Genomic DNA, 23,384 nt, shown 5'->3' with positions numbered 1-23,384 from the left:
ATGCGCCGGCGAGGCGCACAGCCGTGACGATATTCAGCGAGATCGGCATCGGTCTTGTACGGATCGGACACGCTCCGGGGATCTCCCACCTGACCGGGACCGCGGGAGCAGGCCGTTGCGCACCAGCGGGTCATCTTCACCGTGCACGAGAGGAAACGCCTCGGCCGTAGCGCTGCCGAGCTGCCGACCATCGCCGAGGACCTGGAACCGCCCACCGGCCCGGTGCAGGGCCTCTACGACTCCTCGGTCCGTGAGGGCGGCCGCTCGCCGGTCTCAGACGACATGATCGCCTACGCTCGCAGCCTGCGCGCCCGCGGCGTACCGGTGCCCGACATCGCCCGCAAGCTCCTCATCCCCACTGGCAAGAACAAAGGCCACAACTCACCCACCACAAGAAGGGCAGCGGCAGGGCTCCCAGGCCGGATAAACCTGTGGCGTAACGAAAGATCCTTTGACATGGTGACCACGTTCTTGGCTGATTCGAAGGGAAACGACCATGGGCCGTGCAGTTACGTTGATCCGCTCGTCCTCCTTGTCTGACGTCGCCGAGTACGCCTACGCGGCCACGGCACCCCCCGGATCCCGCCTGATCTTCCTTGCCGGCGCCTGCCCGCTGAACAAGGATGGATCCACGGCGGCGGTGGGAGACTACGCAGGTCAGGCTGCGAAGGCCCTCGAAAACATGCAGACCGCGCTGACGGACGCCGGCGCCTCCCTGCATGACATCATCAGCACCAGGGTTCTCGTGGCGTCCAGCAGGCAGCAGGACCTGGGGGCCGCCTGGGCGGTAGTCCGGGCCTTCTTCGGTGATCACGACGTTCCCAGCACATTGATGGGCGTCACAGTGCTGGGTTACGAAGATCAACTCGTGGAGATCGAAGCCATCGCCGCCGTGCTCGACTCCTGAGGTTGATGAACTGATCGACGCGGCGTTCGCCACGGGAGGAGCAAAGCCGGCCATCTCGCAGCCTTCCAGGCGCAGTGCCCCGCCGATCACGGCGTCTACGGCCTGCAGTCCGGGCGCCCGGGAGTCCGCGAGGTCCACCAGGCCGGTACGGGCTCCGGCGAGGACCGGCGCTTCCTCGAACTCACACTTGGTCAAGATCAGTGGGTGCTGCACCTCGGCGTACGACAGGTCCGATCGGCCCGCGATCCGAGCGCCGGACAGATGCAATCCGGGCGTCTGCCCGGCAAGGCGTTCCCGGGCGCCGAGCAACATCCTTGCGATGATCGCAGCCCGAACGGAGGCGCCAGGAAGATCCACAGGACGCGCTGTGGGAAACGCCTCCCAGAGGGCGTCCGAGAGGGGTTCGCCGGGTTGCTTCCTGCGCACGGGCACCCGACCGCGAGCAGGCACGCAACCCGGCGAGTTCCGGGTCACGGCACTAGCTGTTGCTGATCTTCCCCCAGCCGGACTGCAGGGGGACGAGGTGGGTGATCTTGAGCCGGTAGCGGTTGGTCAGGCCTCGCGTGACCGCACCGCATGTCGTTCCACCGCACGTGTAGGTCGGACCAACCTTGACGTTGAGGTCAACGTCCCACAGTTCGCCGGTCATGTACGGGGATGCCTGCCAACTGATCCAGCCGTTAGTCGCCGCCAGGGTGCCGGTGGTGCACGAGCCGTATGTGTTGTCCGGCTTCTGCGGGGTTGAACAGGTGCTGCTGGCCGCGTAGGCAGGCGACGAGACCGCCGTGGACAAGGCGGCGGCGACCACCACAGCGGTCAGCCCCCAGCTCATTCGTCTGAACCTCATGAACAGACCTTCCATCTCAGAAGCGGCTGAACACCGCTTCAGCCCTCGTTGTCACGTCGACCGTAGAGAGCCACCGTTGGATCCCCGTTGGGTGGTTGTTGGGCCAGACGCCTGACTTGTCGATCCTGGTAGGGGCCGGGCGTCGTGACGGCGCGACGTGGCTCGATGCGGCGGCGAGATCGGTCACTGTTTGACGCTGTAGCTGCTGGAGATGGCGTAGTCGTCGTAGGGCGCCTTGCAGAAGGCGCTCGCCGTCCCGCTGGGGACAGGTGCCCAGTCTCCCCAGAACCACTTCAGGTACCCATCCCTGGACTGGCACAGAACGCCGGCGGCGACGTACCCGACCCCCCTTGAGCACCGAGCGCCGGCTGCGGTGGGGGAGTAGACGTAGCTGGTGCAGCCTGACGGCAGGGGGTCGGCCCAGGCCGCACTCGGGATCAGGGCCGGCAGGGAGAGCATCGCGGCACCGGCGAGGGTCAAGGAGAGCTTTCGCAGATTCATGCCGTCAAGGTAAAAGAGCCCCGTTTGGCTCAGGTTGGTTTCCAGTTGGGGCCCACCGTCCCCATCGCCCTTGCGGAGCAGGTCCCGGCCAGGGCGCCGACGTCGTTCGTTCCGGCCCGCTACGCCGAATACCTGACCGAGGCCCGCAGGAGCTCGGCGGCTGGTCATTCCGCCGCTGCCTGCCGAGGACGTTCCCGCCGAGGCGCGGGCGCTGCGGGATGAGCTGTCGAGCATGCTGCCGTTTGTGCCGATCGCTTCCCGGCGGGCGGAAGTCGACCCAGCCGGTGGCGGCACCATGTCGTCCTCCGACGGGCAGCGCTTCCCCGTCCGCGGCAAGTCTCTCACCAGCCGTGACATGGTCATCCACGGCGGCCGGGGCCCGTCGGCCTACACCCACGTGTCCGATCAGTGGTCGACCTACGGGACCAAGCAGATCGTCCCGACCGCCCGCGAGGGCCACGACACCCTGGACGAGTTGCTCGGCAACGCCACCGACATCCATGGCGCGACCTTGGTGAACTTCGGGCTGTTTCGACATCGAGGGCCGGCGGCCCCTGCGCCCGACGATGGCGGTCAACTTCGGCAGTCCCGCTCACGTCCTGGCATTGCGCGGCGCGACCGATGGCCTGCCCTACGACGCTCAGACGCGCTGACGGTCACCTCGTCCCCAACGTCCTGCGGCGAGGCTAGGCCTCCTCGGGGAGGGCGAGCATCTTGTTGAGGATCGGGACCAACTGCTCCTCCTCGTAGTCCAGATGGGCCTCCAGCTCGGTGGCGAGCCGGTCCAACTCCTCGCCGATCGCCGTACCGTCGTGGTCGAGAAGCTGCCTGATCCGTTCCATGAGCCGGGCCACCACCCGGTGCTCCGAGCGGAGCCGGGTCAGGGTCTCAGCCAGCTCGGGGTGCTCGGCGCCGAGATGGGGGAAGAGCGCGTTGTCCTCGCCTTCGTGGTGGGCGTGGAGGGCATCGCAGAACGTCAGGCAGTGTGTACGCAAGTCCACTGCACCCGCCCGCGGTGACCGCAGGTCCGCCAGGTCCCTGCGGAAGCCGTCGTGCAGTTTGATCAGCTCGTCGCCCCATGCGACGATGCGCTGTTCGTCCGTCATGCCAGTTCCTGTCGCGAGAGGTTTCCGTGGACGGCGGAGAACAGGGCCGCCAGCAGGGCCGCGCCGGCCGCGATGCCGAAGGTCCATCCGGCGCCCCCGCTGGAGAGCACCGCCGCCCCCACTGCCCCGGCCGCGCTGCTGCCCACGACCCTGACCAGTGCGTTCACCCCGCCGGCCGCCGCGGTCTTGGCGGGCTCCACGTGCTCGACGGCCATCGTTCCGAGCGCCGCGTAGCCGAGTCCGATGCCCAGCCCCAATAGCGTCGCGGCCCCGTACAGGTCTGCGCCTGAGGACCTGGACACCGCCAGCCACAGGGCGGCGGCACTCACCAGCACCGAGCCGCCCGCCACGAGCGCGGCGGCGGTGAAACGGCGCATCAGGGGACCCGCGAGCACGGAGACCACGAGCATCAGCACCGTCGTCGGCAGCAGGTAGATCCCGACCTGCAGCACCGAGGCCCCGAGCGCGCCCTGGGCCACCGCCGACACGGTGGTGATGGCGGCGAACAGCGCGAACCCCAGCAGGGCTGATGGCCAGCAGCAGGCAGACGAGCCATACCGCGACCAGCGCCGCCCCGGCCAGGTCCGGCCGTCCGGATCCGCGCGCCGGCGCCTCCCGCACCACGGCCGCCACCAGATCGCGCTGGGCAGCCGGTGGCCTGGCACTACCTGCCGGACCAGGCCCATGGCCAGTGTGAGCAGCGGCGCGGCCGTTCCCTGCAGCACCCGGCCGGCGATGAGCAGGGGCAGCGTGCCCGCTAAGGCGCTGAGTGTCGAACCGGCCACGAGCAGGCCGAGTGCGACCAGCGATGTCGTGCGCCGACCGTACATGTCGCCGAGCCGCGCCAGCAGCGGGATCGAGACCGCTCCCGACAGCAGCCCGGCGGTGAGCGTCCACGAGACGGTGGTGGACGGGACATGGAGCTGCTGTTCGAGGCCGGGTAGCAGAGGTACGACCACGGTCATCTGGAGGGTCCCCAGGACGACCACCCAAGATCTCGCGGCCAGAGATCCTCGCCGCCGCCCTGCGAGTGATCGAGGAAGACGGGACGGGCGCACTCACCATGCGCAGGCTGGCCAGAGAGGTCGGCAGCACGGCGATGGCGCTCTACCACCACGTACGCGACAAGGAGGAACTCCTCCTGCTGCTCCTTGACGACTACGCGGCCGGAATTCCCCGCCCCGAACTGCCGGACGAGCCACACGAGCGCATGGTGGCCGCCGCCATGGCCATGCATGACGCCGTGTCCGGATGCCGGTGGGCCGTGGACGTCCTCAAGGCCGACGACCTCATGTCGGTGGGCGCGCTGTGGTACCCGGAGCAGATCGTCGATGCCGCCGTACGCGGGGGGCTGACGATCGAGGAGGCGGTGGACGCGTACCGGATCATCTGGCGCTACACCGCCGGCGAGATCAGCGGCCGGGCGGCGGCTCGCCGGCGGCGAGAAGAAGGCGGACCCACCTACCGGGAGCGGGTCTTCGCCGAATTGGATGCCAAGGAGTTCCCCCGGCTGAGCACGGTGGCAAGGCGATGGGAAGACCTGACCGCCCGCGACACCTACGCCAAGGGCGTGCGCGCCATCGTGAACGGCCTCGTCCCGTGAATCATCGCCCCGAGAGGGTGGTCCGTGAAGCGGCCAAGTCCGATGATCCGGTGGACCGAGGCCGGGAAAAATGACCGACATCCGAGGCTCTCGCAGACGACCGATTCCGATACCACCGACGACCTCACCCGCGACGCCGATGAGATCGAACGTCACCCCTGTCGGCGATGCGGCGTCCCACCCGGATCGTCCGGCCGGTCACGGTCCGGCGCCCATCACACCGGCCGCTTCGCCAGGGTTCCCCGGCTTGCCTTTGGTCTTGCCCGGGAATCGACCTGGGTCGTGCCCTTGGTGGACGTCCAGCGCCCTGTTCCTCGTGGGAACGCCCGTCAACGACCGAGGTCCAGGCATGATCAGGCCTCGCTGACTGGGCTCGAACCAGCGTCCACCCGGTCCGAAGAGCCGGGCGCTCTACCACTGAGCTACAGCGAGGCGTTCTTCATCTTCGCGTATGAGGGTGCCTACTCGCCACCCGAAAAGGGGCGCAACGGGAGATCCGCCACGACCACATCGGCGGCCAGGCCGTGAGCGGCGTCATCGGCCATGTCGGGCTTGATCCGCTTACCGCTGAACACGCCGGCCCGGCGCAGCAGCGACGCCCACACCGGATCGGCGATCGTCACCCCGTGCACCAGTTCTGGCGTCGGGGTGAACCGTGCCACGCGGTGCTTGGCGGGGCCGGCCGTCCAGCCGCTTTCCGCCGGGTCGAGACCCGCCTCCTCGCACGCCTGCTCCACATCCGCGCGGGTGCACGTCACTCGCCCGGACAGTACCTCCCACGGTAGGGGGAGTTCCGCCCACACCTTCGTGTTCGGGTCCAGATCGCCGCCGGTCTCTCGATGCCACCAGGCCAGGTCCGCGGCCATGAGCCGCATCACCTTCCCTGGGCAGGCCGCGTCCAGCAGCGGCAGGGCGTTCATCGACTGAAGGCACGCCAGCCAGCCGGCACGAGCGGCGTTGTACGCCTGCGCGACAGTGTTCCAGGTGGAGGAGTCGTCCCCGCGGCGCACCACCATCGACTGCCGGTTGAGCGGACGGGTCTTCCACAGCTTCTCCAGCCGCTCCGCGCACTGCCGCATCACCGCGTACCAGGCGCCCAGCATCTGCCCCCGCTCGGCGTCGGAGAGCCGGGCGAGGATGGACGGCTTGGCGTACACGACGGCGATCATCGCCCAGTCGGCGCCCGGGTTCTTCTCGCAGCGGGCCAGGAGCATCTGCGCAATGTCGTCGAACGGGTTGTCCTTGCCGTTCAGGCTGAACTGGCGGCGCAGGTTGCGGCGGGCGGTGAAGTAGGCGACGAAGCAGGCGGCGTCCGGATCTGCCGCGAACCTGTCCTCGGCGAGGGTGGCCGCGAATCCGCTGCGGCCCACCAGCAGCAGTTTCCGCAACTCCTGGCCGTCGCCGAGCTTGGCGGCCTTGGCCGAGAGGCGTCCGAGCGCACGGAACCGCCGGTTGTACTGCCGTTTGGGCAGGTCGATGCCCGCTTCCCGGCGGGCCGCCCGGTTGAGCCGGTCGTACTTGTAGTCGGCCTGGTCCGGGCTCCAGCCGATCGCCTGTCCCGCGAGCTGTGCCACCTCCGTCAGCGACACGGGGTCGTCGGCGTTCCTCTCCGTCCACTCCGTGTGGGTGAACAGCCGCGCCACCGCAGCGAGTTGCGGCCCGCCACCCCGAGGTTTCGCGAACTCCTCGGTCATGGAGGACACGTAGCCGCGGCGGCGGAAGGAGTGCACGGCAGCCTGGTCGAGGGTCAGCCGCTCAGGTGCGGAGAGCGCGCCGTCGAGAGCGAGCGAGATCAGGTCAGCGACGTCCTCGGGACGCATGCGGCGGTCGAGCGAGCGGTGTAAGTCCAGCAGTGGCGTGGTCGTCATCGTGGGGCTCCTGAGTTGTTGAGGGGAGGGTAGCCCGAGCGTGTCGCCGGACGCGATGCGGTTTCAGGCTCGGCGGGTGACGCCGTCGCACGGTCAGAACGTCGTGCGTGTCTCACTGCGGGGATCTCCCGACACCAGGTGATCGTCATAGAGTCCAGCGCGTGCCAGGCGGCGCCAGGGCCGGGCCAGGCGGACCGACACGTCGATATCCGCCTCTGACGCGTCCAGGTCGAGATCTGCCACGGCCAGCGCCGGTCGGCCGTTCGCCGGACAGCGCGCGAGCCAGCGGCCGCCCGGCGCGACGATCCCCGACGGGACGGTCGCACTGAACTGCGCCGGGACGGAGTACCCGATCCAGTAGCCGTACAGCCTCCCGTATGCCTGCGCGACAACCGCCCGCGCCGCGTCGTCGACCATCACCGACAGCAGCACGCAGTCCACGTTCAGGCGCTCGTACTCGGCGAACACCTCGGGGAACTCGGCCTCGATACACAGCGCGCACCCGAACCGGATGCCGTCGACCTCGAAGACGACCGGGGACGAACCAGGCGCGTACATGTACGAAACCTCGGTGTTCGACAAGAACCGCTTGTCGTACCGCGTGACCAGCCGGCCTCGATCGGACACCACGTACAGGCTGTTGTGCGGCCGGTTCGGCGGGGTCAGCGGGTGGATCGAGCCGAAGGCCACCCAGAGCCCGAGCTCTCCCGCCAGTTCGGCGATCGATTCGGCCTCCTCGCGCAGCACGTCCCATCGGACCCGGCTCCAATCCGATGCGCTCAGCGTCCCAGGCGGCCCCGAAGACATCACGTGCTTGCTCGGATACGTGATCGCCCCCTCCGGAAACTGCACCAGCCGCGCCCCGGCCGCGACCGCCTCTCGCATCAGAGCGCGCACCTGCGCGCCACTGGCCCGCAGCGCACCGGGATCGGTCGGATTCTCGGGTACCGTGCTCTGCGCAACCGCCAGTCGCAACGTCCTCGCCATCCGCGGACGATATGGCAGATGCCGAGCCGGCACCACGCCTTGTGACGGCGGCGTGCCGAAGGCGATGTGACCGGCAGCCGACAGCGAGGCCGGGACCCGCGTTCTGGAGAGCAGGCTACGGACAACGGCCTTCAGGCGGACCGCGGGCGCCACAACACCACGCTGGTGGAGGTGTGGCCTCTGCTCGGATTGCGCCTGGCTACCTGACGCACGGCCGTGCTCGAACTGGCCTTCACCCACCTTGGCGCGTCCGAAGCGCGGACGCAGTACGTCCACGGCAAGATCCTCTCCGGTGTCGGGTATGCCGACACCCGGCACATGGCCGACGCCGTTTCCCGAACGTCAAGGGCCCGGCTCCCGTCAAGTCGAGAACCGGGCCCTTGACCACTTGTGGGGCCTCAGGCCAGGTGCGTCACGCACCTTCCGGGATGAGGCACCCATCAGAGGGGCCTCCGTGTTCTTCAGGCCTTCTGCGTCTCCGCGCCGCGCATCGCCACGTCATCGATCCGGAAGGCGGACCCGGTGGGGGCGCTCCAGACGAAGGTCCAGTCGACGCGGGTCGCGCCCGTCGGCGCGGTGAACGTGCCGGCCGCCTCGGTCCAGGCCGTCTTCTGGGCCAGGGAGATGGGGTCGGTACGCAGCACCGTGCCGTTCTCGTCGCGCCAGCGCACGTTCCAGGTGACAGTCGGCATGGTGGCCACGGCCTCGCGGTACCACAGCGAAACGCGGTAGCTCTTACCGGCGATCACACCGCTGTAGCCGGGGTACTTGTCGATCGCCACCGCGCTGCCGGACCCCTCGGTGCTGGTCAGCTGCAGCGAGCCCGTGCCGCCGTGCGCGTCGCCGGTCTGGTGCGTCACGCTGGATCCGTACCAGGCGGAGTAGGGCGCCGTCGAGACGTCCTCGAAGTTCTGCTCGGTGATCGGCGGCGTCGCGGGCGCCTTGCCGTCGAACGTGCTGCCGGCGTCCTGGCCGTACTGGGGGCCGACCCACTCCGCGGCCGTGACGCGTCTGCCCATGTCGTAGATCCTGAACTGCCACGGTCCCGTGTAGGTGTTGTCGTGCCAGGAATTGTTCGACTCGTAGACGATCGACTTCTCGATCTTCTCTCCGAGGTACGGGGACCAATCCGGGTGCGCCGTGCCCCAGTTCGACAGCAGGCTCATCTGCCCGCAGTACTGCGTCGAACAGCCGCCGTCGACGGTACCGGGGTCGAAGGAGAACGTGTTGTGGTGGATGTCGAGGTTCTTCGTCCACCAGCGGCAGTCGGTGTAGAGCGGCTGGTCCTTGATGGCGGGCGCCGAGCACTTCGAGGTGTTGGCCGGCCCGACGATCAGCGTGCAGTCGCTGGTGGTCGAGGCGGCGCTGCCGCAGAACCGGTCGGCGTTCGCCCACGCGGTGATCCCGCCCCAGTTGTTCTCGAGCAGGTTGCCGGTGACCTCGATCTTGCTGGTCCGCGCGGGGATGCGCGGCTCACCGTCCGCCTCGGACAGGTAGATCGCCGCATCGGGGAACGAGTCGCCCTTGGCCGCCCGCTCGGCGCCGGCCTTCCAGGTGTTACGACGGAGGGTGTTGTTCCGGATCACGGCGTTGTAGCTGATCTCGTAGAAGATCCCGATCGACTCGTTGTCCTCGATGAGGTTGTTCTCGATGAGGAAGTCGTTGTTGTTGGTGTCCGCCCAGATCCCCGGCCCGTGGTTGTGGTGCACCCAGTTGCCGGTTACGTCGGCCCCGTTCACCGCCCAGAACTTCAGGCCACCGGTGCATCCGCACCCTTGGCCCTGGTGTTCCCAGTCGTCGGTGTTGTTGCCGGTGACCTCATTGTCCGCCACCACCAGGCCGGTGATGTGGTCGCCGTGCTGGGAGGCGTTCAGGCCGAGCTGGCCGTTGTCCTTGATGCAGTTGCCGCGGATCTGGTTCCTGGCCCCGGCCATCAGCGCCGCGCCGGAGTTGTCACGGAACGTGTTGTGCTCCAGGACCCAGTCGTTGGCGGCGCTGTGGTTGACCACAGCCTCTTCCTGCGGCGCGACGAACCCGGTGACGGTCAGGTACCGGATGGTGACCCCGGTGGCCGTATCACCGAAGGCGTACTGGTTCACCCCCTTCCCGTCCAGCACCGCGCCGGGCGCGCCGATGAACGTCGCGTTTTCACCGGGCAGGATCTGGGCGTATTGGGCAGGTTCCAGCGTGTGCGTGCCGGTCTCGAAGTAGTACGTGGTGTTCGCCTTACGTAAATCCACGCCGCTGTTGTCGCCCGCGGGCACCACTACCGCGCCGGCGGGTGGTGTGGTGGGGCCGTTCAGCGACGAACTTCCGCAGACCGCAGCTTTTGTCGCCGTTGCCGTCGTAGCCTTGATCGCCGGATTGACGGCATCGCCATTCGCCGGCGTCGCGCCGCCCATGACGACAGTGGCTAGTGCGACCAACGCCATTGGCCACGTTCTTCGCATTCGTGTTCTCCTCGGGTTTTCGGCCAGCCCTTACTGTCATTTACTGCTGGCCGTCAACACTGTAGCTCCCGCTCGCTCACAAGATCGAAGCTTGGACAAATTGGACAAACTAGGGGTCAATCGGGCCCACGCTCAGTGACGCCGACCGCCCCGTCACGCCCGTCATCGGGCTGGACCGTGGACGACCACCTCGCCCCTGTGCGAGCAGCACGGCGTCCGCCTGTCGGGAGTTTGCCGACGTAGGCGTAGTCGTTGCGCAGGAACTCGGCGCGATCGTCGAAGTCGGCCGTCCGATCGGGACGGCCGGGCCTGCCCGCCAGCACCTCCACCTGCAGCACCCCCTTGACCGCGCTGCCCTCGACCGGCAGCCGGATCGTACGCTTGGAGCGCGACAACCAGCCCCCTCCGCTTCCCCCGGACATGTCCATGCTCTGCGACCATCAGGCGCTCCGCCTCGGCGCGCAGGTCCTCCTGCGCGGGGACCTCGGAGCGGAAACGGTCGAGCTGGGCCAGCTCATCCATGACGAGTGCTGCGGGGTAGGCCCCGCCCAGTTCCGCCCGGACCTTCGCGCGAGCCCGGTTGACGGGCGAGCGGACCGTTCCGACGCGGATGCCGAGCGCCTTGGCGGCGCTCTCCCGCGGGGGACGATCCTGAGAGAGACCGTCTCAATGCCGGCAGCGCGCGGCATCGCCGCCCGCCTGACCATCGAGCCATTCCAGTCCAGGACCCGGCCGGCATCCTGGACGAGCAAGAGCGCTGGGACCAGTTCCAGCGCTGCCTCGCCGACTCCGCCCTGCCACTCGACGTCCGGGCCGCCGGAGCCATGCTCCTGCTGTTCGGCACGCCCATCTCACGCATCCGGCGGCTGCGCGCCGAGCACCTGCGCGATCAGGACGACGGCACCTACCTGAACGTCGGACGCCACCCGCTGCTCAACCCGCCCCGGCTCGCGAACCTCCTCCGCCAGTTAGCCGCCGCCCCGGTCAACCGCACCCGCATGGCCGTCCCCGTCACCTGGCTGTTTCCCGGTCGCCTCCCGGGCCAGCCCGCGAGCTCCGGGTTCGGCGGCAAGCTCCTCGAGCATGGCGTCGACATCCGCCCCGCGCGCAACGCCGCCCTCATCGCCCTGGTCGAGGACATCCCCGCGCCGATCTTGGCCGACATTCTCGGCCTGCACATCGACACCGCCGTCCGGTGGGCCAACGTCGCCAAACGGGACTGGAGCGCCTACCTCGCCGCCCGCAATGCTATGGTCCCGCCATGACTCAACAGCGATCAACGGGACCGACCGGCTTCCAGTAGTGCGCCAGGAAATACCTGGCGGTGCTACCCGGGGAGCCTCATGTCCCGCACTGCCCATCACATTGATCGTCCGATTCCCGACGGGGGTGGCCTGAGGGGAATCCCATGGCGATCAGTGACAATAGTTGATCGCCGTTACAGCGCCGCATGCCTGCGACAGGCACGACGGGCCGGTCACCGGCCACTTCCGATGTCCCTCCGCCGCAAGGTCGACGTCTACTCCTGGGCCAGGGCCGACCCGCGGGACCAGTCGGTATCAGAGTGGGCCGACGTCGAGGAGCGTCGGACGCGCCAACGCCTGCGCCTCAGGCTCGTAGCCATCCGCAAGAGGGTCAACGCCACTGCCGATGGCTCTCTTGCCGTCGAGGCTGTCGGTGATCTCGAAGTTCACCCCGCGCGACACCGTCGCAACGCCATCTGGCAGTACTGATCGCGGAATACTGCATCCATCGAATAAGTGCAGCCGGAGGCCGTCACGACCGACCAGGCGTCCGATTTGGACGCGGTATTCGGGATCTTCTCCATGCTGGGCCATCGGTTCGCGCCTCGCTTCGCCGACCTGGGTGACCAGCGGCTCTGGCGCGCCGAGGTGCCCGACGTGACGACGCCGTCGTACGGGCTGCTGGAGGCGATCGCCCGTAACAAGATCAACCGGCAGAAGATCGCTACGCAGTGGTCGGACCTGACCCGGGTCGCCGGATGCCTGGTCACCAACCAGGTCCGCTGGGGCTGGTCGTCAACGCGGTCGCGCTGTGGAACTCGAAGTACCTGTCGGCCGCGGTCGACCGGCTGTGCGCCGCTTCTCCGGCACGGTCAGCCGTGCAGCGCGACGTCGTACAGAGCCGCGAGCGCTTCGTCGATGGGATGGGGCTGCGGCCTGCCCGTGGAGTCGAGCCTGTTCCACCTCTGCATGTTCACCGCGACGGACATCTGCCGCTTGCCGTCGGCGCTGCTCATGGCCAGTGCTCCGGCGCCCCAGACGGTCCCGCCATGCCCCCAGAAGGTGCCGCCGGGCGTCTCCATCGGGTACAGGCCCAGCCCGTACTCGATGATTTTGCTCTCCTGGGAGACGACGCGGACGGTACGCCGCATCTCCGCCAGCGACGACGGGCCGACGATCTCACCAGCGAACAGCGAGGCGTAGAACCGGTTGAGATCCGCGACGGTCGAGATCAGCGAACCCGCCAGTCCCGCGAACGACATGTCGAAGACGCTGAAGTCGCGCGGCGGCTCGATCATGCCGAACCACGCCTCGTAGATCTGCGACTGCGGGCCGCCGAACCGCGGCTCGTCGGGAAGCTCGGTGTCCCGCAGCCCGGCGCGCTCGATGACGTTCCGGGTGATGTACGTCTCGGCCGTCGTGCCGGTCACCTGCTCCAGAAGCTGGCCGAGCAGGAGGTAGTTGGTGTTGGAGTACAACCCCGGAGTGCCGCCTGGCCCGCTGAAGGCGGGGGCGGAGACGCCCTTCTCGATCAGCTCGATGGGGTGGAACCGGGTGAGCCGGTGGTCTTCCAGGCTCTGCGGCCTGGTGTCGGCCAGGACCGGGAAGGCCTTGAGGGAGGGGTAGACGTACGGGAGGTATTCGGCGAGGCCGCTGGTGTGGTTGATCAGCATCCGGACCGTGATCGCGTCGCCGCGTTCTCCGGGAACCAGCTTCGGCAGGTAGCGGCCGATCGGCGCGTCGAGACCGATCTGACCGCCTTCGACCAGCTGCATCACCGCGGCGGCGGTGAAGGTCTTGGTGATGCTGCCGACCCGGTGCCGCATGTCGGCGGAGACGGGGCGGCCGGTGGCGAGGTCGGCGACCCCTGCGGCGCCGCGCCAGACCTCGTCGCCGTCCCGTACCTCGGCGAACAGGCCGGGCATTCCGGCGCGGTGGACGTTCTCCAGGGCGGCGTTCAGCTCTTCGGGACTTCTCATGACACGCGTCCTTTCGTCGGTGCCGGACTGATGTCCCTATTATGCACGCACCGCGTGCATCGCCAAGTGCATACGTCTGCCGATCCCGCATCACCCTGGCCCTGCGCGTGCGCAGATCCCCGGGCGCCACCACCGGCTCGTGGTCCTCAGTCCGCGAGGCCGGGATCAGCTCTTGGCCGACGGTGTGCAGAATCGCACCTCGGGGTAGCGCTGGGAGGGCTTGTCCAGGAGGGGCTGCGGCCTGCCGCGCAGGTGCAGGTCGAAGAAGGCGGCGACGTACTCGCGTTCGTGCAGGCGGCGCAGGTGGCGACCCGGCCGCCGGGGAGGGTGGTGGCGAAGTTCTCGTAGGTGTGGTCGATGCCGGCCACCACGTACCCCCTGCTCGCCAGGTCCTCGGCCAGACCCGTCAGCGAACTGCGAGGCCAGGTGAAGCCGGGCGACAGTACCACCAGCGGCAGGCTGCGCCGGCGCCCCGAGGGCTCGGCGTCGGTGAAGGCGTTCGTACGCGTCCGGCTCAGCCCGTCTGGCGGGATGGTCTCCAGTTCCTTGATCCCCGAGCCTTTCAGGAGCAGCTCCGACTCCTTGGGCGTGACGTAAGGCGCGCGCCGGCCGGTGTGCGCCGCCGTCGGATACCACAGGGAGACCATGAGCTCCCTCGTCTTGGCCGCGGGGACCCACAGGTCGGAGCGGGAGGTGTCGGTCAGGTGCAAGGTCGTCGTGCCGACGCGGTGAGGGCCGGTCGGCTTCGGGAGATACGGCGTGCTGGGCGCCGCGGCAGCGGGCGAGGCCCAGGCGATGGAGGCCGTGAGGGCGAGCACTCCCGCGACGGCGGCCACGATTGCGGGCCTTCTCCGCGCGGGGGAGGGAGTGTGGTGCGTCATGGGGTTGATCTTGTGGTTTCGGATCGGCGCCGACATCGGCCGCGAGTCCAGGACGTCCTCGGCCGAAAGGTTGATCTCCGGAGACGATGCCGAAACGAACGGCCGAGCCGCTGCTCAGCGTTGGGCCGGCACGTCGGAGCATGTCGTCTTAGGCGATGTGTCCTCGCCGAGGGCCTGATGATCCATAGGCTTGGGCGTGTGGGTGATGCCAGGGCCGGCGAGTGGACGCAGCTGGGCGAGCTGGACGAGCCGGCCGGGTTCTTGGAAGTCCGTGGCCGCCGCTACCGCTACCCAGACGGCAACGAGGACGTATGGGACATCCTCGTGGGCGGCGCGACCGTCGCAGTCGTCGCCGTGACCGAGGACGAGCAGGTGGTGCTGGCCCGGCAGTACCGGCCGGGGCCTGGACGGGTGCTGCTGGAGCTGCCGGGCGGAAACGCTGACGGAGACGAGCCGGTCGAGGTCGCGGCCGCTCGGGAACTGCTGGAGGAGACCGGCTACGAAGCTGCGACCCTCGAAGTGGTCATGCAGACCTTCCTGTCGTCGTACGCCTCACATCGCCGCCACGCGGTCCTGGCCCGCGGTTGCCGGAAAGTCGCCGAGCCGAGTCTGGACGACGCCGAGTTCATCGAGACCGTGCTGATGCCGGTCGGCGCGTTCGTCCAGCACGTGCTCAGCGGGCAGCTGACCGACACCGACGTCGCCTTCGCGGGGCTGGTCGCCGCCGGATACCTGAAGCCGGCCATCTGACTGTCCGCGGTTCTTCCATCGGGCCCGGGCGTGGGTTTCCTCCAACCGGCTTCCGACGTCCGGCGTTCATTAGGGCGGAAGGAGTCGTATGGACAGATATGAAGGATTCCGGGAGTTCGTCAGCGCCCGTCAGCAGGCGTTGATGCGCACCGCGTACCTGCTCACGGGGGACGCGCACCGGGCTGAGGACCTCCTGCAGACCGTGCTGACCCGGATCGCCAGACACTGGCCCAAGCTGGCCAAGGACGGCAATCCGGAGGCATATGCCCGGCGGGCCCTGGTCAATGAGCACGTGTCCTGGCTGCGGCGCAGACGCTCGGACATCCTGACCAGCAGACCGCCGGAACCGGCCTACGATCCGGAGTCCGCCGGGCTGCACCGGATGGTCCTGCAACAGGTGCTCCTCCGGCTGACTCCGCGGCAGCGCGCCGTCCTCGTGCTGCGTTTCTACGAGGACCTCAGCGTCGAGGAGACCGCCGACGCGCTGGGCTGCTCACCCGGCACGGTCAAGAGCCAGACCCACTACGCCTTGGGCCGCCTGCGCGTCCTCGCGCCCGAACTGGCCGATCTGTTGTCCGAAGTCGATCCGGTGGAGGTGCCGCGATGACGAGGTTCCGTGACGAGCTCGACTCGATCGCCCGACAAGCACCCGACGTCGATCTCGCCGAGGTCGCGCTGCGGGGCGCCCGGCGTACGCGAACGGCTCTGATCAGCGGCTCCGCGACCGCGGCCGTCGCCGCACTGACGCTGGCCGTCACTGTTCTCATCAATCCCGGCGGGCCCGCCGACGTCGGCACCGTCACGAGCGGCACGCCCTCGTCCGGTGCGACTTTCCACGGCATCCCCGCGCGGCCCACGCCGTCGCCGGAGGACCTCGTCCCCGTCCGCGCCGTCCTGCCCGCGTCCGGGGTGGGGCCGGTGCGCTACGCCTACTACGACTTCTGCCAGGACACGTGGAAGCCCGGCGAGGACAACGCGCCGGTGGCCGACGAGACGTGCCTGCAGTGGAAGGTGGTCCTGCAGGACGGAACCCGGTACCGGGTCGCCGACGCGCTGAGCGTCTACACCGACCAGACCAAGAAGAACTACATGAACACCGCCGCCCCGCTGGCGATCTCCCGCGACGGACGCCGCATCGCCTACTACGCCCCCGACCGCGAACGCTTCACCGTCCGCGAGCTCGACACCGGCCAGGTCTGGGAGATCCCGCAGGTCGTCAGGCGCAAGGCCATGGTCAAGGGCGGCGGACTGATCACCTTCTCGCCGGACGGGCGCCGGCTCGGACTGAGCCTGAGCGGCATTCCCCGGGTCATCGTGGACGTCGAGAGCGGGCGGGTCGTCGAGGAGGCGCCCAAGGGCTGGTTCTTCCTCAATCCCGCCGACGAGGGCGTACCCACGGTCGTGGAGCATGAGCGCGCCCGGTTCGGCGTGCTCTCGGACGGCAAGGTGACGGTCTTCGCCGGGCCGAAGACCTGGGCGCTTACGGGAGCCGTCGGCCCGGACGGCGCGACCGTGGCCATGCTGACCGGCCCGACGGCGCAGGGGGAGAGCATGACGAACGGCGAACCGTACGACAAGATCGTCACCGTGGACTGGGCGAGCGGCCAGGTCAGGTCCGAGGTCAAGCTCGACCCGCCGCGACAGCTGCGTCCTTACCGGCTGGGGTACTGGCTCAACGAGCGTGAGGTCCTGGCCTTGGGCAGCGCCGAACTAGATCCGGACTCCGGCCGGTCGCCGGATCTGGGCGACACGGCCTACGCCATCGACGTGACCACCGGCAAGATCCGGAAGCTCGGCGACTACCGGCTGCCACCGTGGGGCGGCAGCATCTCGGCGCCCGGCTTCCCGAGCGGCTGACGAACCAGGACGACCTGGTCGGCCTCGGCCTCTTCAGCCGGCAACCATCCGCATCACCCCCGGTAGATCACCCCGCCCGCACGTTCCGACGGCCCCGAACCCAGGACGCCGATCCATCGGGCCGTTCGGTTCACGTGGTGATGTACCGATCCCTTGCCGTGCCGTGGAGGTGTCCCGGTGGGAGCTTGCGGCCGTAGGTGACCAGCAGGAGGTCCTGGGCGGAGCCGGTCAGGGGAGTGCCGGTCCCGAAAGACCAGTCGAGGTCGTCGGCGCGCAGTTCGACGCCGTCGAGATCGGCTCCGAAGAATCTGAGGCTCCGGCAGGCTCCTCGACGGGAACACACTCACACCGCGCCAGGCGCAACGCCTGGCCACGGCGCTGCGCGCGCTCCTGGTCGGCCTCAGCCAAGGCGTCATCCTCGGCCTCGCCGACGCCGCCTCCGGCGACTGTTTCGCCGCCACCGCCCGCGCCCTGATCAGCCCGGACGTACTCGGCCCGCCCTGACGTCGCCGCCCGAGCACAGGGACAGCACCGTGGCCACGCTCGTCCTGCCGGCGTCCAGCGCCGGACTGCGCGAACGCGTGCACCATGGATCACTCACAGTGCTGGTGCCTCAAAGAGTGGGACGACATCGAGCAGCGGGAAGTCCTGTCGACCACGAGGCGCATGGCGCGGACCACGAGTCCGGCCGGCGCTTCTGCGACCAGTGGCGGGTTACTCCCGAAGTTGAGATATCTCTGCCATCACGGAACCGGACCCGGCAGGTCTTGCGATAGATCGGAATGTGCGCAGATTCCTCATACGCCGCCGGGAACCGCCCCCGGTCGGTCCTGACAGTAACGATGCGGAGCTGCTGGCGGCCGTTGCCGCCGAGCGGGTGGAGGCGCTGAGGATCCTGCACCAGCGGCACGCGCCCTGGCTGCGGGTACGGCTGGCCCGCCGGTGCTCCGACGCGGACCTGGTGGACGACGCGATCCAGGACACCTTCGTCGCCGTCTGGCGCGACGCGCATCGCTACCGGGCGCAGGACGGTGAGGCGGCGGCGTGGATCTGGACCATCGCGATCCGCAGACTGATCTCCGCGCTGCGCCGGAGCGGCGCCGCCCCGCCCGTCGCCGCACTTGACGGCTCTCCCGCGACGGGAGGCCGCCGATCAGGTCGCCCGATCTCCGCAGAGCTGATCACCGAGTCGGCCGAGGACGCGGTCTTGGTCGGCGTGGAGCACGGCGACCTGGGCGCCGCGCTGGACAGGCTGTCGCCGGACCTGCGCGCGGCCATCCAGGCCACCGTGCTCGACGGCCTCACGGTGCGTGAGGCCGCCCAACTCCTCGGCATCCCCGAGGGAACCGTGAAGACCCGCGTCATGCGGGCCAAGGCTCAGCTCAGGGGGCATCTCGCATGAACGCGCAATGGCACCTGCCCGAGGAGCTGATCGAGCGCTACGTGAGCGGCCATCTCGAACCGGTCCAGGTGATGTCGGCGGAGAGCCACCTCGCCCGGTGCGAACGCTGCCGTGCGGCGGTGCCGTACGAGCGGGAGTGGCTCGCCGTGAGCTGGGCGAGGATCGAGGACCTGGTGGACCGGCCCCGGCCGCGGCCGGTGGCACGGCTCCTGTGCCGGGTCGGCGTCCCCGAGCACGTGGCCACGTTTCTCGCGGCCACCCCTGCTCTTGCCAGGGGGTGGCTGGTCGCGGTCACTGCGGTGACGGCTTTCGCCGTGGCCGCCGCCCACCTGGTCAGCCGTGATCCTCAGCCCGCCTTCGACGCACTGGTGCCCTTCCTCGTGATCGCGCCCGTGCTGCCGCTGGCGGGCATCGCCGTCGCCTACGGGCCCCGGGTCGATCCCGTCCACGAGATGCAGGCCGCCACTCCGATGGGAGGTGCCAGAGCCCTGTTGTTGCGCGCCGTCGCGGTGCTGGTGACCGCGATCGTGCTGACGGGGATGGCGACGCCGCTGCTGCCCGGCCCGCCGGGGCTGACGGCGGCGTGGCTACTGCCCGCTCTCGCACTCACCGCGGCCACCCTGGCCATGTCGACCCGATTCCCGCCGCTGATCTCGGCTGCCGCGCTGACCGCCATCTGGTTCGGCGCCGTGGTGACCTCCGCCAGGCTCACCGGTGACGCGCTGGCGCCCTTCTCGCCTGCGGCCCAGGCCCTGTACGGCGCGGCCGCACTGATCCTCATCCCTCTCATCTACCTGCGGCGTGCCCGCTTCGACTCAGGAGAGCCCAAATGGACCCGACCGTGACCGTTCGCGGCCTGACCAAGAAATACGGCCGGGCCGTCGTTCTCGACGGCCTCGACCTGGAGTTCGGCCGGGGAGTGACAGGACTGCTCGGCCCCAACGGCGCCGGCAAGACCACCCTGCTGCGGAGCCTGGCGACCACGCTGGCTCCCGACGGCGGCCAGGTGCGCGCTCTGGGCCTGGACCCCGCGGATCGGGAACAGCGGACCGCCCTGCGCCGCCGCCTGGGTTATCTCCCGCAGGAACCGGGCTTCTACCCTCACTTCACGCTGTTCGAACTGGTCGACTACGTGGCGATTTTGAAAGAGCTGACGGACCGACGTGAACGCCACCGGGAGGTGCGCCGGGTCCTTGCCGAGGTCGACCTGGCCGACCGCGCCAGGACGAAGGTGCGCAAGCTGTCCGGTGGCATGAAACAGCGACTGGCCCTGGCCCAGACGCTGCTCGGCGAGCCCGACCTGCTCATCCTCGACGAGCCCACGGTCGGCTTGGACCCCGAGCAGCGCATGCGGTTCCGGGCGCTGGTCTCCCGGCTCGGAGAAGGCCGTACCGTGCTGCTGTCCACCCACCAGACCGAGGACGTCGCCGCTCTGTGCGAGCGCGTGATCGTGATGAACCGGGGGCTCGTGGTGTTCCAGGGCACCCCCGGTGAGCTCGCCACCGTCGCCTCCGGCCAGGTGTGGATCTCCGATGCGCCTCCCCACGACTCTCGCCTGTTCTGGCGGACCGCGGACGGCCGCTACCGGACGCTGGGAGCCAGCCCGCGGGGTGCGGCGCCTGCCGCGCCGGCCGTCGAGGACGGTTATCTGCTTCTGCTCGGCGAGCCGGTCGGGGCGGCGACATGATTTTCCGATCGTTGTTCCTGTTCGAGGTCATCAGGCTGCTGCGCAGCCCCGTCCCTTGGGGTGCCGCCGCGCTCTGCCTGGGGCTGCGGTTCGTCGCGACCTGGCAGTGGCTGCCCGACCTGAGTGTCGATCCGGCGAGCACATCGGGTGCGATGCTGCTCCTGGCGGCGGCCATGATGCTCGCAGCCAACCTCGCGACGTCCCGGGACATGCGAGGCGGCATGCCGGAGACGCTCGGAGCGCTGTCCGGCCACGCCGCGGAGCGGACCAAAGCCGCGATTTCGGCGGCCGTGACGGTCGGAGCCGGGGTCGCGCTGCTGGTGATGGTCGTCTACTTGCCGGCGCGTCTCGCGATGGGTCCGGTGGCGGGCGTGTTCGACCCCTACGAGGCGCTGGGCGGGGTGCTGGCCGTGCCCTTCGCCGCGGCCCTCGGCGCGATGCTCGGCAGGTGGGCTCCCTGGCTGGTCGCGGTTCCCGTGACGGCCTTCCTGATCGGTGCTTTCACCTGGCTGAACAGTCAGCAGAGCGGTTACGGGGGCTGGTTTCTGCCCGTCGTGCTCTTCCACGGGCCCGACTGGCCGCAGCGCCCATCGGCGTTGCACGCCGTCTATCTCCTCGCCTCCGTCGCTCTTTTCGCCGCCCTGGCCTTGCTGCGGCACGGGGCCAGGCCGGTGCGCCTGGTCGCGGCCCTGGCCGCCGTGGCGGTTGTGGTGCCCACGGGGGCGGCCGCGACCGCCGCCGCTCCGGGGGAGGAGATCAACCACCGGTTCGAGACCATGCAGGGAGATCCGGCCGCGTTCCTCGACGGCATGGACGCCCAGGTCCGGGAACGGTACTTCGCGCGGGACGCGCGGCAGTGCGAGAAGCACGGTGCCATCACCTACTGCGCTTTCCACGACTACGTCGCCTGGATTCCGTCGTGGGTGTCGGCGGTGAACCCGGTGGCGCAGGCGCTGCCCCCGGCGGAGCGTGACCGGCTGCCGGCCGTCCGGCAATTCACCGACAGCTGGCTCAGCGCGGACAGCGACGAGGGGGAGTCCATCAGCACCTATCTGATGTGGGGACGCGCCGGAGCCGAGGACACCTACCGGGCCGTGCTCGCCTCCCAGGTCATTCGCTCCGTGCTGGGACTGCGACCGCCGAGGACGGGTTGCGACCTACGGGGCCAGAGCAGGGCACTGGTGGGTCTTTGGCTGCTCGGCCAAGCCGTTGCGCCGGCTCCGCCCGAGGACCGGGAGATCCAGCTCGGCTCCTCCCTCTTCAGCTCGGTGCAGTCCCCCCTGGGCATGGTCCGGTACGGCGCGGCCGAGCTGGGGTACGCCCGCAAGCTGCTCGCCACGCCCGATGCCCGGCAACGGATCTGGACGCACTGGGACACACTGCTAAGGCCCGGCACGACGGTCGAGCAGGCGCTTCCGCTGCTGGGCCTGCGCCCCGAGTACCCCGCCGAGCCGTTGAAGGGGCAGCCATGCTCGTGATCCAGCTCATCAGACCGATCGCGCGGGCGATCGACTGGATTCCTCTCGCAGTCACCGGGATGCTCGCCGCGGTCATGGTCTCGGTGATCGAGGCCGGTTCCGCGTTAGGCGTCGGGACCGCTTTCACCCTGCTCAGGATGATGGGGGTGATGCTGGGCGCCGCCGCTGGATTCGCCGTGATCGACGAGATGACCGCGAGCACGGGCGCGGCCCCAGTGCCCCGCTGGCTCCGCCAGTGGCTGCGCTGCGGCTTCGGGGGCCTTTTCGCGGGTCTGTTCTGGGGGATCGCGTGCGCCATCGCCGTGGCCCGGCTGCCCGAGGGCGGACAGCTCAAGGTGGCGGGGATGGCGGTGGAGGCAGCGGTGTGCATCGCGATCGGCCTGCTGTCGGCGTCGGTGGCCGGGCGCATGCACCAGGGGAAGGCGGCCGCCCTCGCGGGCCTGGGCGGTCTGCTGGTGATCGTCTCGGTGAGCCTGGTTCTGCGGGGACCGTACTGGCCGTGGCTCTATCCGGACGAGGAGAACTGGGAGATCGTGCACCACGGGTGGCTGGCCATGCTGCCGCCCGTGCTCGCCGCACTGGGCTGGGCGAGCCGGGATCTACGCTGACGTTCAGGTGCGCGGCCGCGGTCAGGTGGGCGCCCCGGTCGGCGTACTCGTTCGAGCCGAGCACGGCCACGTCGCCGGTGCGCAGTTCCTCGGCCATGCGGAGTAGCCAGCGACTCCGGGCCGGCGCCCGTGTGCGGAAAGGGTCTTGCGTCGTTCAGCGGGCAGCCTGGGTGCCGGTCTTCGCCGTTGCGGCACTTTGGGGGCAGCGACCTTTGGAGGAGGGCGCCGACCAGCAGGATGAGGCTTGCGTTGAGGAGCTGCAGCAGGTCGAGGCGGGCAGGAACATCACGACCGCGGCGAGCAGCCCCGGGTTGTACGTGCCGGTGACGACGGCGGGGACGATGTGGAAGAAGCAGTTGACGATGACGATGCTGTAGAACGCGGACCCCATCATCACGTACTTGCGGGCGAGCAGGGCACAGATCACCGCCACGACCCAGATCAACCCGATGTTGACGAACAGGTAGAACTCTGTCGGGATCGGGCATTGCGGGTAGGCGCTCTGGTTGAGCGTGGTGCACAGGGAGTCGGGGAAGGCGTGGTGGGCGCCGTCGGCGGCGATGCCGTACTCCTCGAAGTTGTGGAACAGGTACACGACGACGGCGACCCAGCCCAGCCAGGCCGGGTCCTTCCATCGGGACAGAGTGCGGCTGCTGCGCAGCGCATCGGTACCACCTGTTCGGCATCGCGCTGGGCCGCCACCTACTCCGGCTCCCGGTCCTGGCCGACCGAGACCTGCCCACCCTCCTCGCCGTCGTCGCCCCCACCGTCCAGCACTACCTCACCGGCCCCCGGGGACGCCCTGAGCCCGCCACCACCTGAGCCGCGAGCAGCCACCGGCCGAGACCCCCGGGATGCGCGCGCCGGTCCGCCGGGTGCTGGAATCGATGAGCGGGGTGCCCACGCTGGTGGCGGCCACCGCTTCGACATCCTGGCCGCCAACGCCCTGTACTCGCCGATGTCACGGCCCGGGGAGGCGCTGTCGATCTACTCGATGCGGTTCACCTTCCTCAACCCGTACGCCTAAGCCTTCTACCACGAGCATCTGGTCAATCTGATCGGCGGGCTGTCGATGCGCAGGCAGGTCCCGCACTCGGTACTGTCGTCGAGCGTGGAGACGGCCTGGACGTTCACCTCCGAGCGGACGCCCGAGGCCAAGCCGCTGCCGCTGCTCGCCGTCCGCTACGCACCGGCGGATCTGGACGGCTTCAACCGTGCCCGTACCGGCA

Annotated in this window: 27 protein-coding genes, 1 tRNA gene and 1 pseudogene; 15 read left to right on the top strand and 14 right to left on the bottom strand. The window is 69.3% G+C overall.

What is annotated here, in order from left to right; translation table 11 throughout:
- Window positions 1-141: 141 nt before the first annotated feature.
- Together ACIA8R_RS33425 and ACIA8R_RS33420 are read left to right on the top strand one after the other, a co-directional pair.
- Window positions 142-540, top strand: a complete 399-nt coding sequence (locus ACIA8R_RS33425) for a hypothetical protein (protein ID WP_397041933.1) — start codon at window positions 142-144, stop codon at window positions 538-540.
- Window positions 497-907, top strand: coding sequence for a Rid family hydrolase (locus ACIA8R_RS33420; RefSeq protein ID WP_364101404.1), 411 nt, complete (start codon window positions 497-499; stop codon window positions 905-907). The genes ACIA8R_RS33425 and ACIA8R_RS33420 overlap by 44 nt, the downstream gene beginning before the upstream one ends.
- 478 nt (window positions 908-1,385) lie before the next feature.
- On the opposite strand, the gene ACIA8R_RS33415 is transcribed toward ACIA8R_RS33420, so the two are convergent.
- Window positions 1,386-1,739, bottom strand: a complete 354-nt coding sequence (locus ACIA8R_RS33415; protein WP_397041932.1) for a hypothetical protein — start codon at window positions 1,737-1,739, stop codon at window positions 1,386-1,388.
- Between the two features lie 198 nt (window positions 1,740-1,937).
- Window positions 1,938-2,255 (bottom strand): hypothetical protein, encoded by a 318-nt coding sequence (locus ACIA8R_RS33410; RefSeq protein ID WP_364101398.1) that lies wholly within the window; start codon window positions 2,253-2,255, stop codon window positions 1,938-1,940.
- A gap of 232 nt (window positions 2,256-2,487) precedes the next feature.
- Here ACIA8R_RS33410 and ACIA8R_RS33405 point away from each other — a divergent pair, with 232 nt between their 5' ends.
- On the top strand, window positions 2,488-2,976 hold the full coding sequence (locus ACIA8R_RS33405) for a Tn3 family transposase (protein ID WP_397041931.1): 489 nt from the start codon (window positions 2,488-2,490) through the stop codon (window positions 2,974-2,976).
- Here ACIA8R_RS33405 and ACIA8R_RS33400 read toward each other — a convergent pair.
- Complete coding sequence (locus tag ACIA8R_RS33400; protein ID WP_397041930.1) at window positions 2,942-3,361, bottom strand: hemerythrin domain-containing protein; 420 nt, start codon at window positions 3,359-3,361, stop codon at window positions 2,942-2,944. The two genes, ACIA8R_RS33405 and ACIA8R_RS33400, sit on opposite strands and share 35 nt — an antisense overlap.
- Entirely contained in the window at window positions 3,358-4,326 is a 969-nt protein-coding gene (locus ACIA8R_RS33395; RefSeq protein WP_397041929.1) for an MFS transporter, read from the bottom strand. Before ACIA8R_RS33395 ends, ACIA8R_RS33400 begins: the two co-directional genes overlap by 4 nt.
- A gap of 65 nt (window positions 4,327-4,391) precedes the next feature.
- Here ACIA8R_RS33395 and ACIA8R_RS33390 point away from each other — a divergent pair, with 65 nt between their 5' ends.
- A complete protein-coding gene (locus tag ACIA8R_RS33390; protein ID WP_397041928.1) occupies window positions 4,392-4,964 on the top strand; it encodes a TetR family transcriptional regulator in 573 nt (190 codons plus the stop codon).
- A gap of 358 nt (window positions 4,965-5,322) precedes the next feature.
- Here ACIA8R_RS33390 and ACIA8R_RS33385 read toward each other — a convergent pair.
- The 5 genes from ACIA8R_RS33385 to ACIA8R_RS33365 all read right to left on the bottom strand — a co-directional run bounded on the left by ACIA8R_RS33385 (window position 5,323) and on the right by ACIA8R_RS33365 (window position 10,664).
- A tRNA-Lys gene (locus tag ACIA8R_RS33385) sits at window positions 5,323-5,396 on the bottom strand.
- Between the two features lie 29 nt (window positions 5,397-5,425).
- Window positions 5,426-6,832, bottom strand: coding sequence for a hypothetical protein (locus ACIA8R_RS33380; protein ID WP_397041927.1), 1,407 nt, complete (start codon window positions 6,830-6,832; stop codon window positions 5,426-5,428).
- Window positions 6,833-6,925: 93 nt separating this feature from the next.
- Window positions 6,926-8,095: a carbon-nitrogen hydrolase family protein gene (locus ACIA8R_RS33375; RefSeq protein WP_397041926.1), complete on the bottom strand. Its 1,170-nt coding sequence runs from the start codon at window positions 8,093-8,095 to the stop codon at window positions 6,926-6,928.
- A 185-nt stretch (window positions 8,096-8,280) separates the two neighbouring features.
- On the bottom strand, window positions 8,281-10,059 hold the full coding sequence (locus tag ACIA8R_RS33370; RefSeq protein WP_397041925.1) for a right-handed parallel beta-helix repeat-containing protein: 1,779 nt from the start codon (window positions 10,057-10,059) through the stop codon (window positions 8,281-8,283).
- 326 nt (window positions 10,060-10,385) lie between these two features.
- Window positions 10,386-10,664 carry a hypothetical protein gene (locus ACIA8R_RS33365; protein ID WP_364101380.1) on the bottom strand — a complete coding sequence of 93 codons (279 nt, stop codon included), beginning with the start codon at window positions 10,662-10,664 and terminating at the stop codon, window positions 10,386-10,388.
- Between the two features lie 429 nt (window positions 10,665-11,093).
- Between ACIA8R_RS33365 and ACIA8R_RS33360 the strand changes: the two genes are divergently transcribed.
- On the top strand, window positions 11,094-11,534 hold the full coding sequence (locus ACIA8R_RS33360; protein ID WP_397041924.1) for a hypothetical protein: 441 nt from the start codon (window positions 11,094-11,096) through the stop codon (window positions 11,532-11,534).
- Window positions 11,535-11,828: 294 nt separating this feature from the next.
- Here ACIA8R_RS33360 and ACIA8R_RS33355 read toward each other — a convergent pair whose 3' ends face one another.
- Window positions 11,829-11,963: a hypothetical protein gene (locus tag ACIA8R_RS33355; protein WP_397041923.1), complete on the bottom strand. Its 135-nt coding sequence runs from the start codon at window positions 11,961-11,963 to the stop codon at window positions 11,829-11,831.
- Between the two features lie 66 nt (window positions 11,964-12,029).
- Here ACIA8R_RS33355 and ACIA8R_RS33350 point away from each other — a divergent pair.
- Window positions 12,030-12,281: pseudogene (locus ACIA8R_RS33350) on the top strand (Tn3 family transposase); the annotation flags it as partial.
- 104 nt (window positions 12,282-12,385) lie between these two features.
- Here the strand turns inward: ACIA8R_RS33350 and ACIA8R_RS33345 are convergent.
- On the bottom strand, window positions 12,386-13,492 hold the full coding sequence (locus ACIA8R_RS33345) for a serine hydrolase domain-containing protein (protein WP_397041922.1): 1,107 nt from the start codon (window positions 13,490-13,492) through the stop codon (window positions 12,386-12,388).
- A gap of 146 nt (window positions 13,493-13,638) precedes the next feature.
- The gene (locus ACIA8R_RS33340; RefSeq protein ID WP_397041921.1) at window positions 13,639-14,373 is read right to left on the bottom strand and encodes a hypothetical protein; all 735 of its coding nucleotides are present in this window, start codon (window positions 14,371-14,373) and stop codon (window positions 13,639-13,641) included.
- Window positions 14,374-14,571: 198 nt separating this feature from the next.
- Here ACIA8R_RS33340 and ACIA8R_RS33335 point away from each other — a divergent pair, with 198 nt between their 5' ends.
- From ACIA8R_RS33335 to ACIA8R_RS33325, 3 genes are all read left to right on the top strand, one after another.
- The gene (locus ACIA8R_RS33335) at window positions 14,572-15,123 is read left to right on the top strand and encodes an NUDIX hydrolase (protein WP_397041920.1); all 552 of its coding nucleotides are present in this window, start codon (window positions 14,572-14,574) and stop codon (window positions 15,121-15,123) included.
- 88 nt (window positions 15,124-15,211) lie between these two features.
- Window positions 15,212-15,730, top strand: coding sequence for a SigE family RNA polymerase sigma factor (locus ACIA8R_RS33330; RefSeq protein WP_364101359.1), 519 nt, complete (start codon window positions 15,212-15,214; stop codon window positions 15,728-15,730).
- Entirely contained in the window at window positions 15,727-16,980 is a 1,254-nt protein-coding gene (locus ACIA8R_RS33325; RefSeq protein WP_397041919.1) for a hypothetical protein, read from the top strand. The genes ACIA8R_RS33330 and ACIA8R_RS33325 overlap by 4 nt, the downstream gene beginning before the upstream one ends.
- Before the next feature lie 130 nt (window positions 16,981-17,110).
- On the opposite strand, the gene ACIA8R_RS33320 is transcribed toward ACIA8R_RS33325, so the two are convergent.
- Window positions 17,111-17,323 carry a hypothetical protein gene (locus ACIA8R_RS33320; protein ID WP_397041918.1) on the bottom strand — a complete coding sequence of 71 codons (213 nt, stop codon included), beginning with the start codon at window positions 17,321-17,323 and terminating at the stop codon, window positions 17,111-17,113.
- 441 nt (window positions 17,324-17,764) lie between these two features.
- Between ACIA8R_RS33320 and ACIA8R_RS33315 the strand changes: the two genes are divergently transcribed.
- Genes ACIA8R_RS33315 through ACIA8R_RS33295 form a run of 5 tightly spaced genes read left to right on the top strand, consistent with a single transcriptional unit; the run spans window position 17,765 to window position 22,155 of the window.
- The gene (locus ACIA8R_RS33315; RefSeq protein ID WP_397041917.1) at window positions 17,765-18,382 is read left to right on the top strand and encodes an RNA polymerase sigma factor; all 618 of its coding nucleotides are present in this window, start codon (window positions 17,765-17,767) and stop codon (window positions 18,380-18,382) included.
- Window positions 18,379-19,227, top strand: coding sequence for a zf-HC2 domain-containing protein (locus tag ACIA8R_RS33310; RefSeq protein WP_397041916.1), 849 nt, complete (start codon window positions 18,379-18,381; stop codon window positions 19,225-19,227). The genes ACIA8R_RS33315 and ACIA8R_RS33310 overlap by 4 nt, the downstream gene beginning before the upstream one ends.
- A complete protein-coding gene (locus ACIA8R_RS33305) occupies window positions 19,212-20,069 on the top strand; it encodes an ATP-binding cassette domain-containing protein (protein WP_397041915.1) in 858 nt (285 codons plus the stop codon). The genes ACIA8R_RS33310 and ACIA8R_RS33305 overlap by 16 nt, the downstream gene beginning before the upstream one ends.
- Complete coding sequence (locus ACIA8R_RS33300) at window positions 20,066-21,547, top strand: hypothetical protein (RefSeq protein ID WP_397041914.1); 1,482 nt, start codon at window positions 20,066-20,068, stop codon at window positions 21,545-21,547. The genes ACIA8R_RS33305 and ACIA8R_RS33300 overlap by 4 nt, the downstream gene beginning before the upstream one ends.
- The gene (locus tag ACIA8R_RS33295; RefSeq protein ID WP_397041913.1) at window positions 21,538-22,155 is read left to right on the top strand and encodes a hypothetical protein; all 618 of its coding nucleotides are present in this window, start codon (window positions 21,538-21,540) and stop codon (window positions 22,153-22,155) included. The genes ACIA8R_RS33300 and ACIA8R_RS33295 overlap by 10 nt, the downstream gene beginning before the upstream one ends.
- A gap of 154 nt (window positions 22,156-22,309) precedes the next feature.
- On the opposite strand, the gene ACIA8R_RS33290 is transcribed toward ACIA8R_RS33295, so the two are convergent.
- The gene (locus ACIA8R_RS33290) at window positions 22,310-22,771 is read right to left on the bottom strand and encodes an HXXEE domain-containing protein (RefSeq protein ID WP_397042032.1); all 462 of its coding nucleotides are present in this window, start codon (window positions 22,769-22,771) and stop codon (window positions 22,310-22,312) included.
- 17 nt (window positions 22,772-22,788) lie between these two features.
- On the opposite strand from ACIA8R_RS33290, the gene ACIA8R_RS33285 reads away from it, so the two are divergent.
- Window positions 22,789-22,977: a hypothetical protein gene (locus ACIA8R_RS33285; RefSeq protein WP_397042031.1), complete on the top strand. Its 189-nt coding sequence runs from the start codon at window positions 22,789-22,791 to the stop codon at window positions 22,975-22,977.
- Window positions 22,978-23,384 lie beyond the last annotated feature (407 nt).

Source organism: Nonomuraea sp. NPDC051191, assembly GCF_044455665.1.
Lineage (GTDB): Bacteria > Actinomycetota > Actinomycetes > Streptosporangiales > Streptosporangiaceae > Nonomuraea.
Note: the sequence above shows the minus strand (reverse complement) of the source record. Positions and strands in the feature narration are given on the sequence as shown.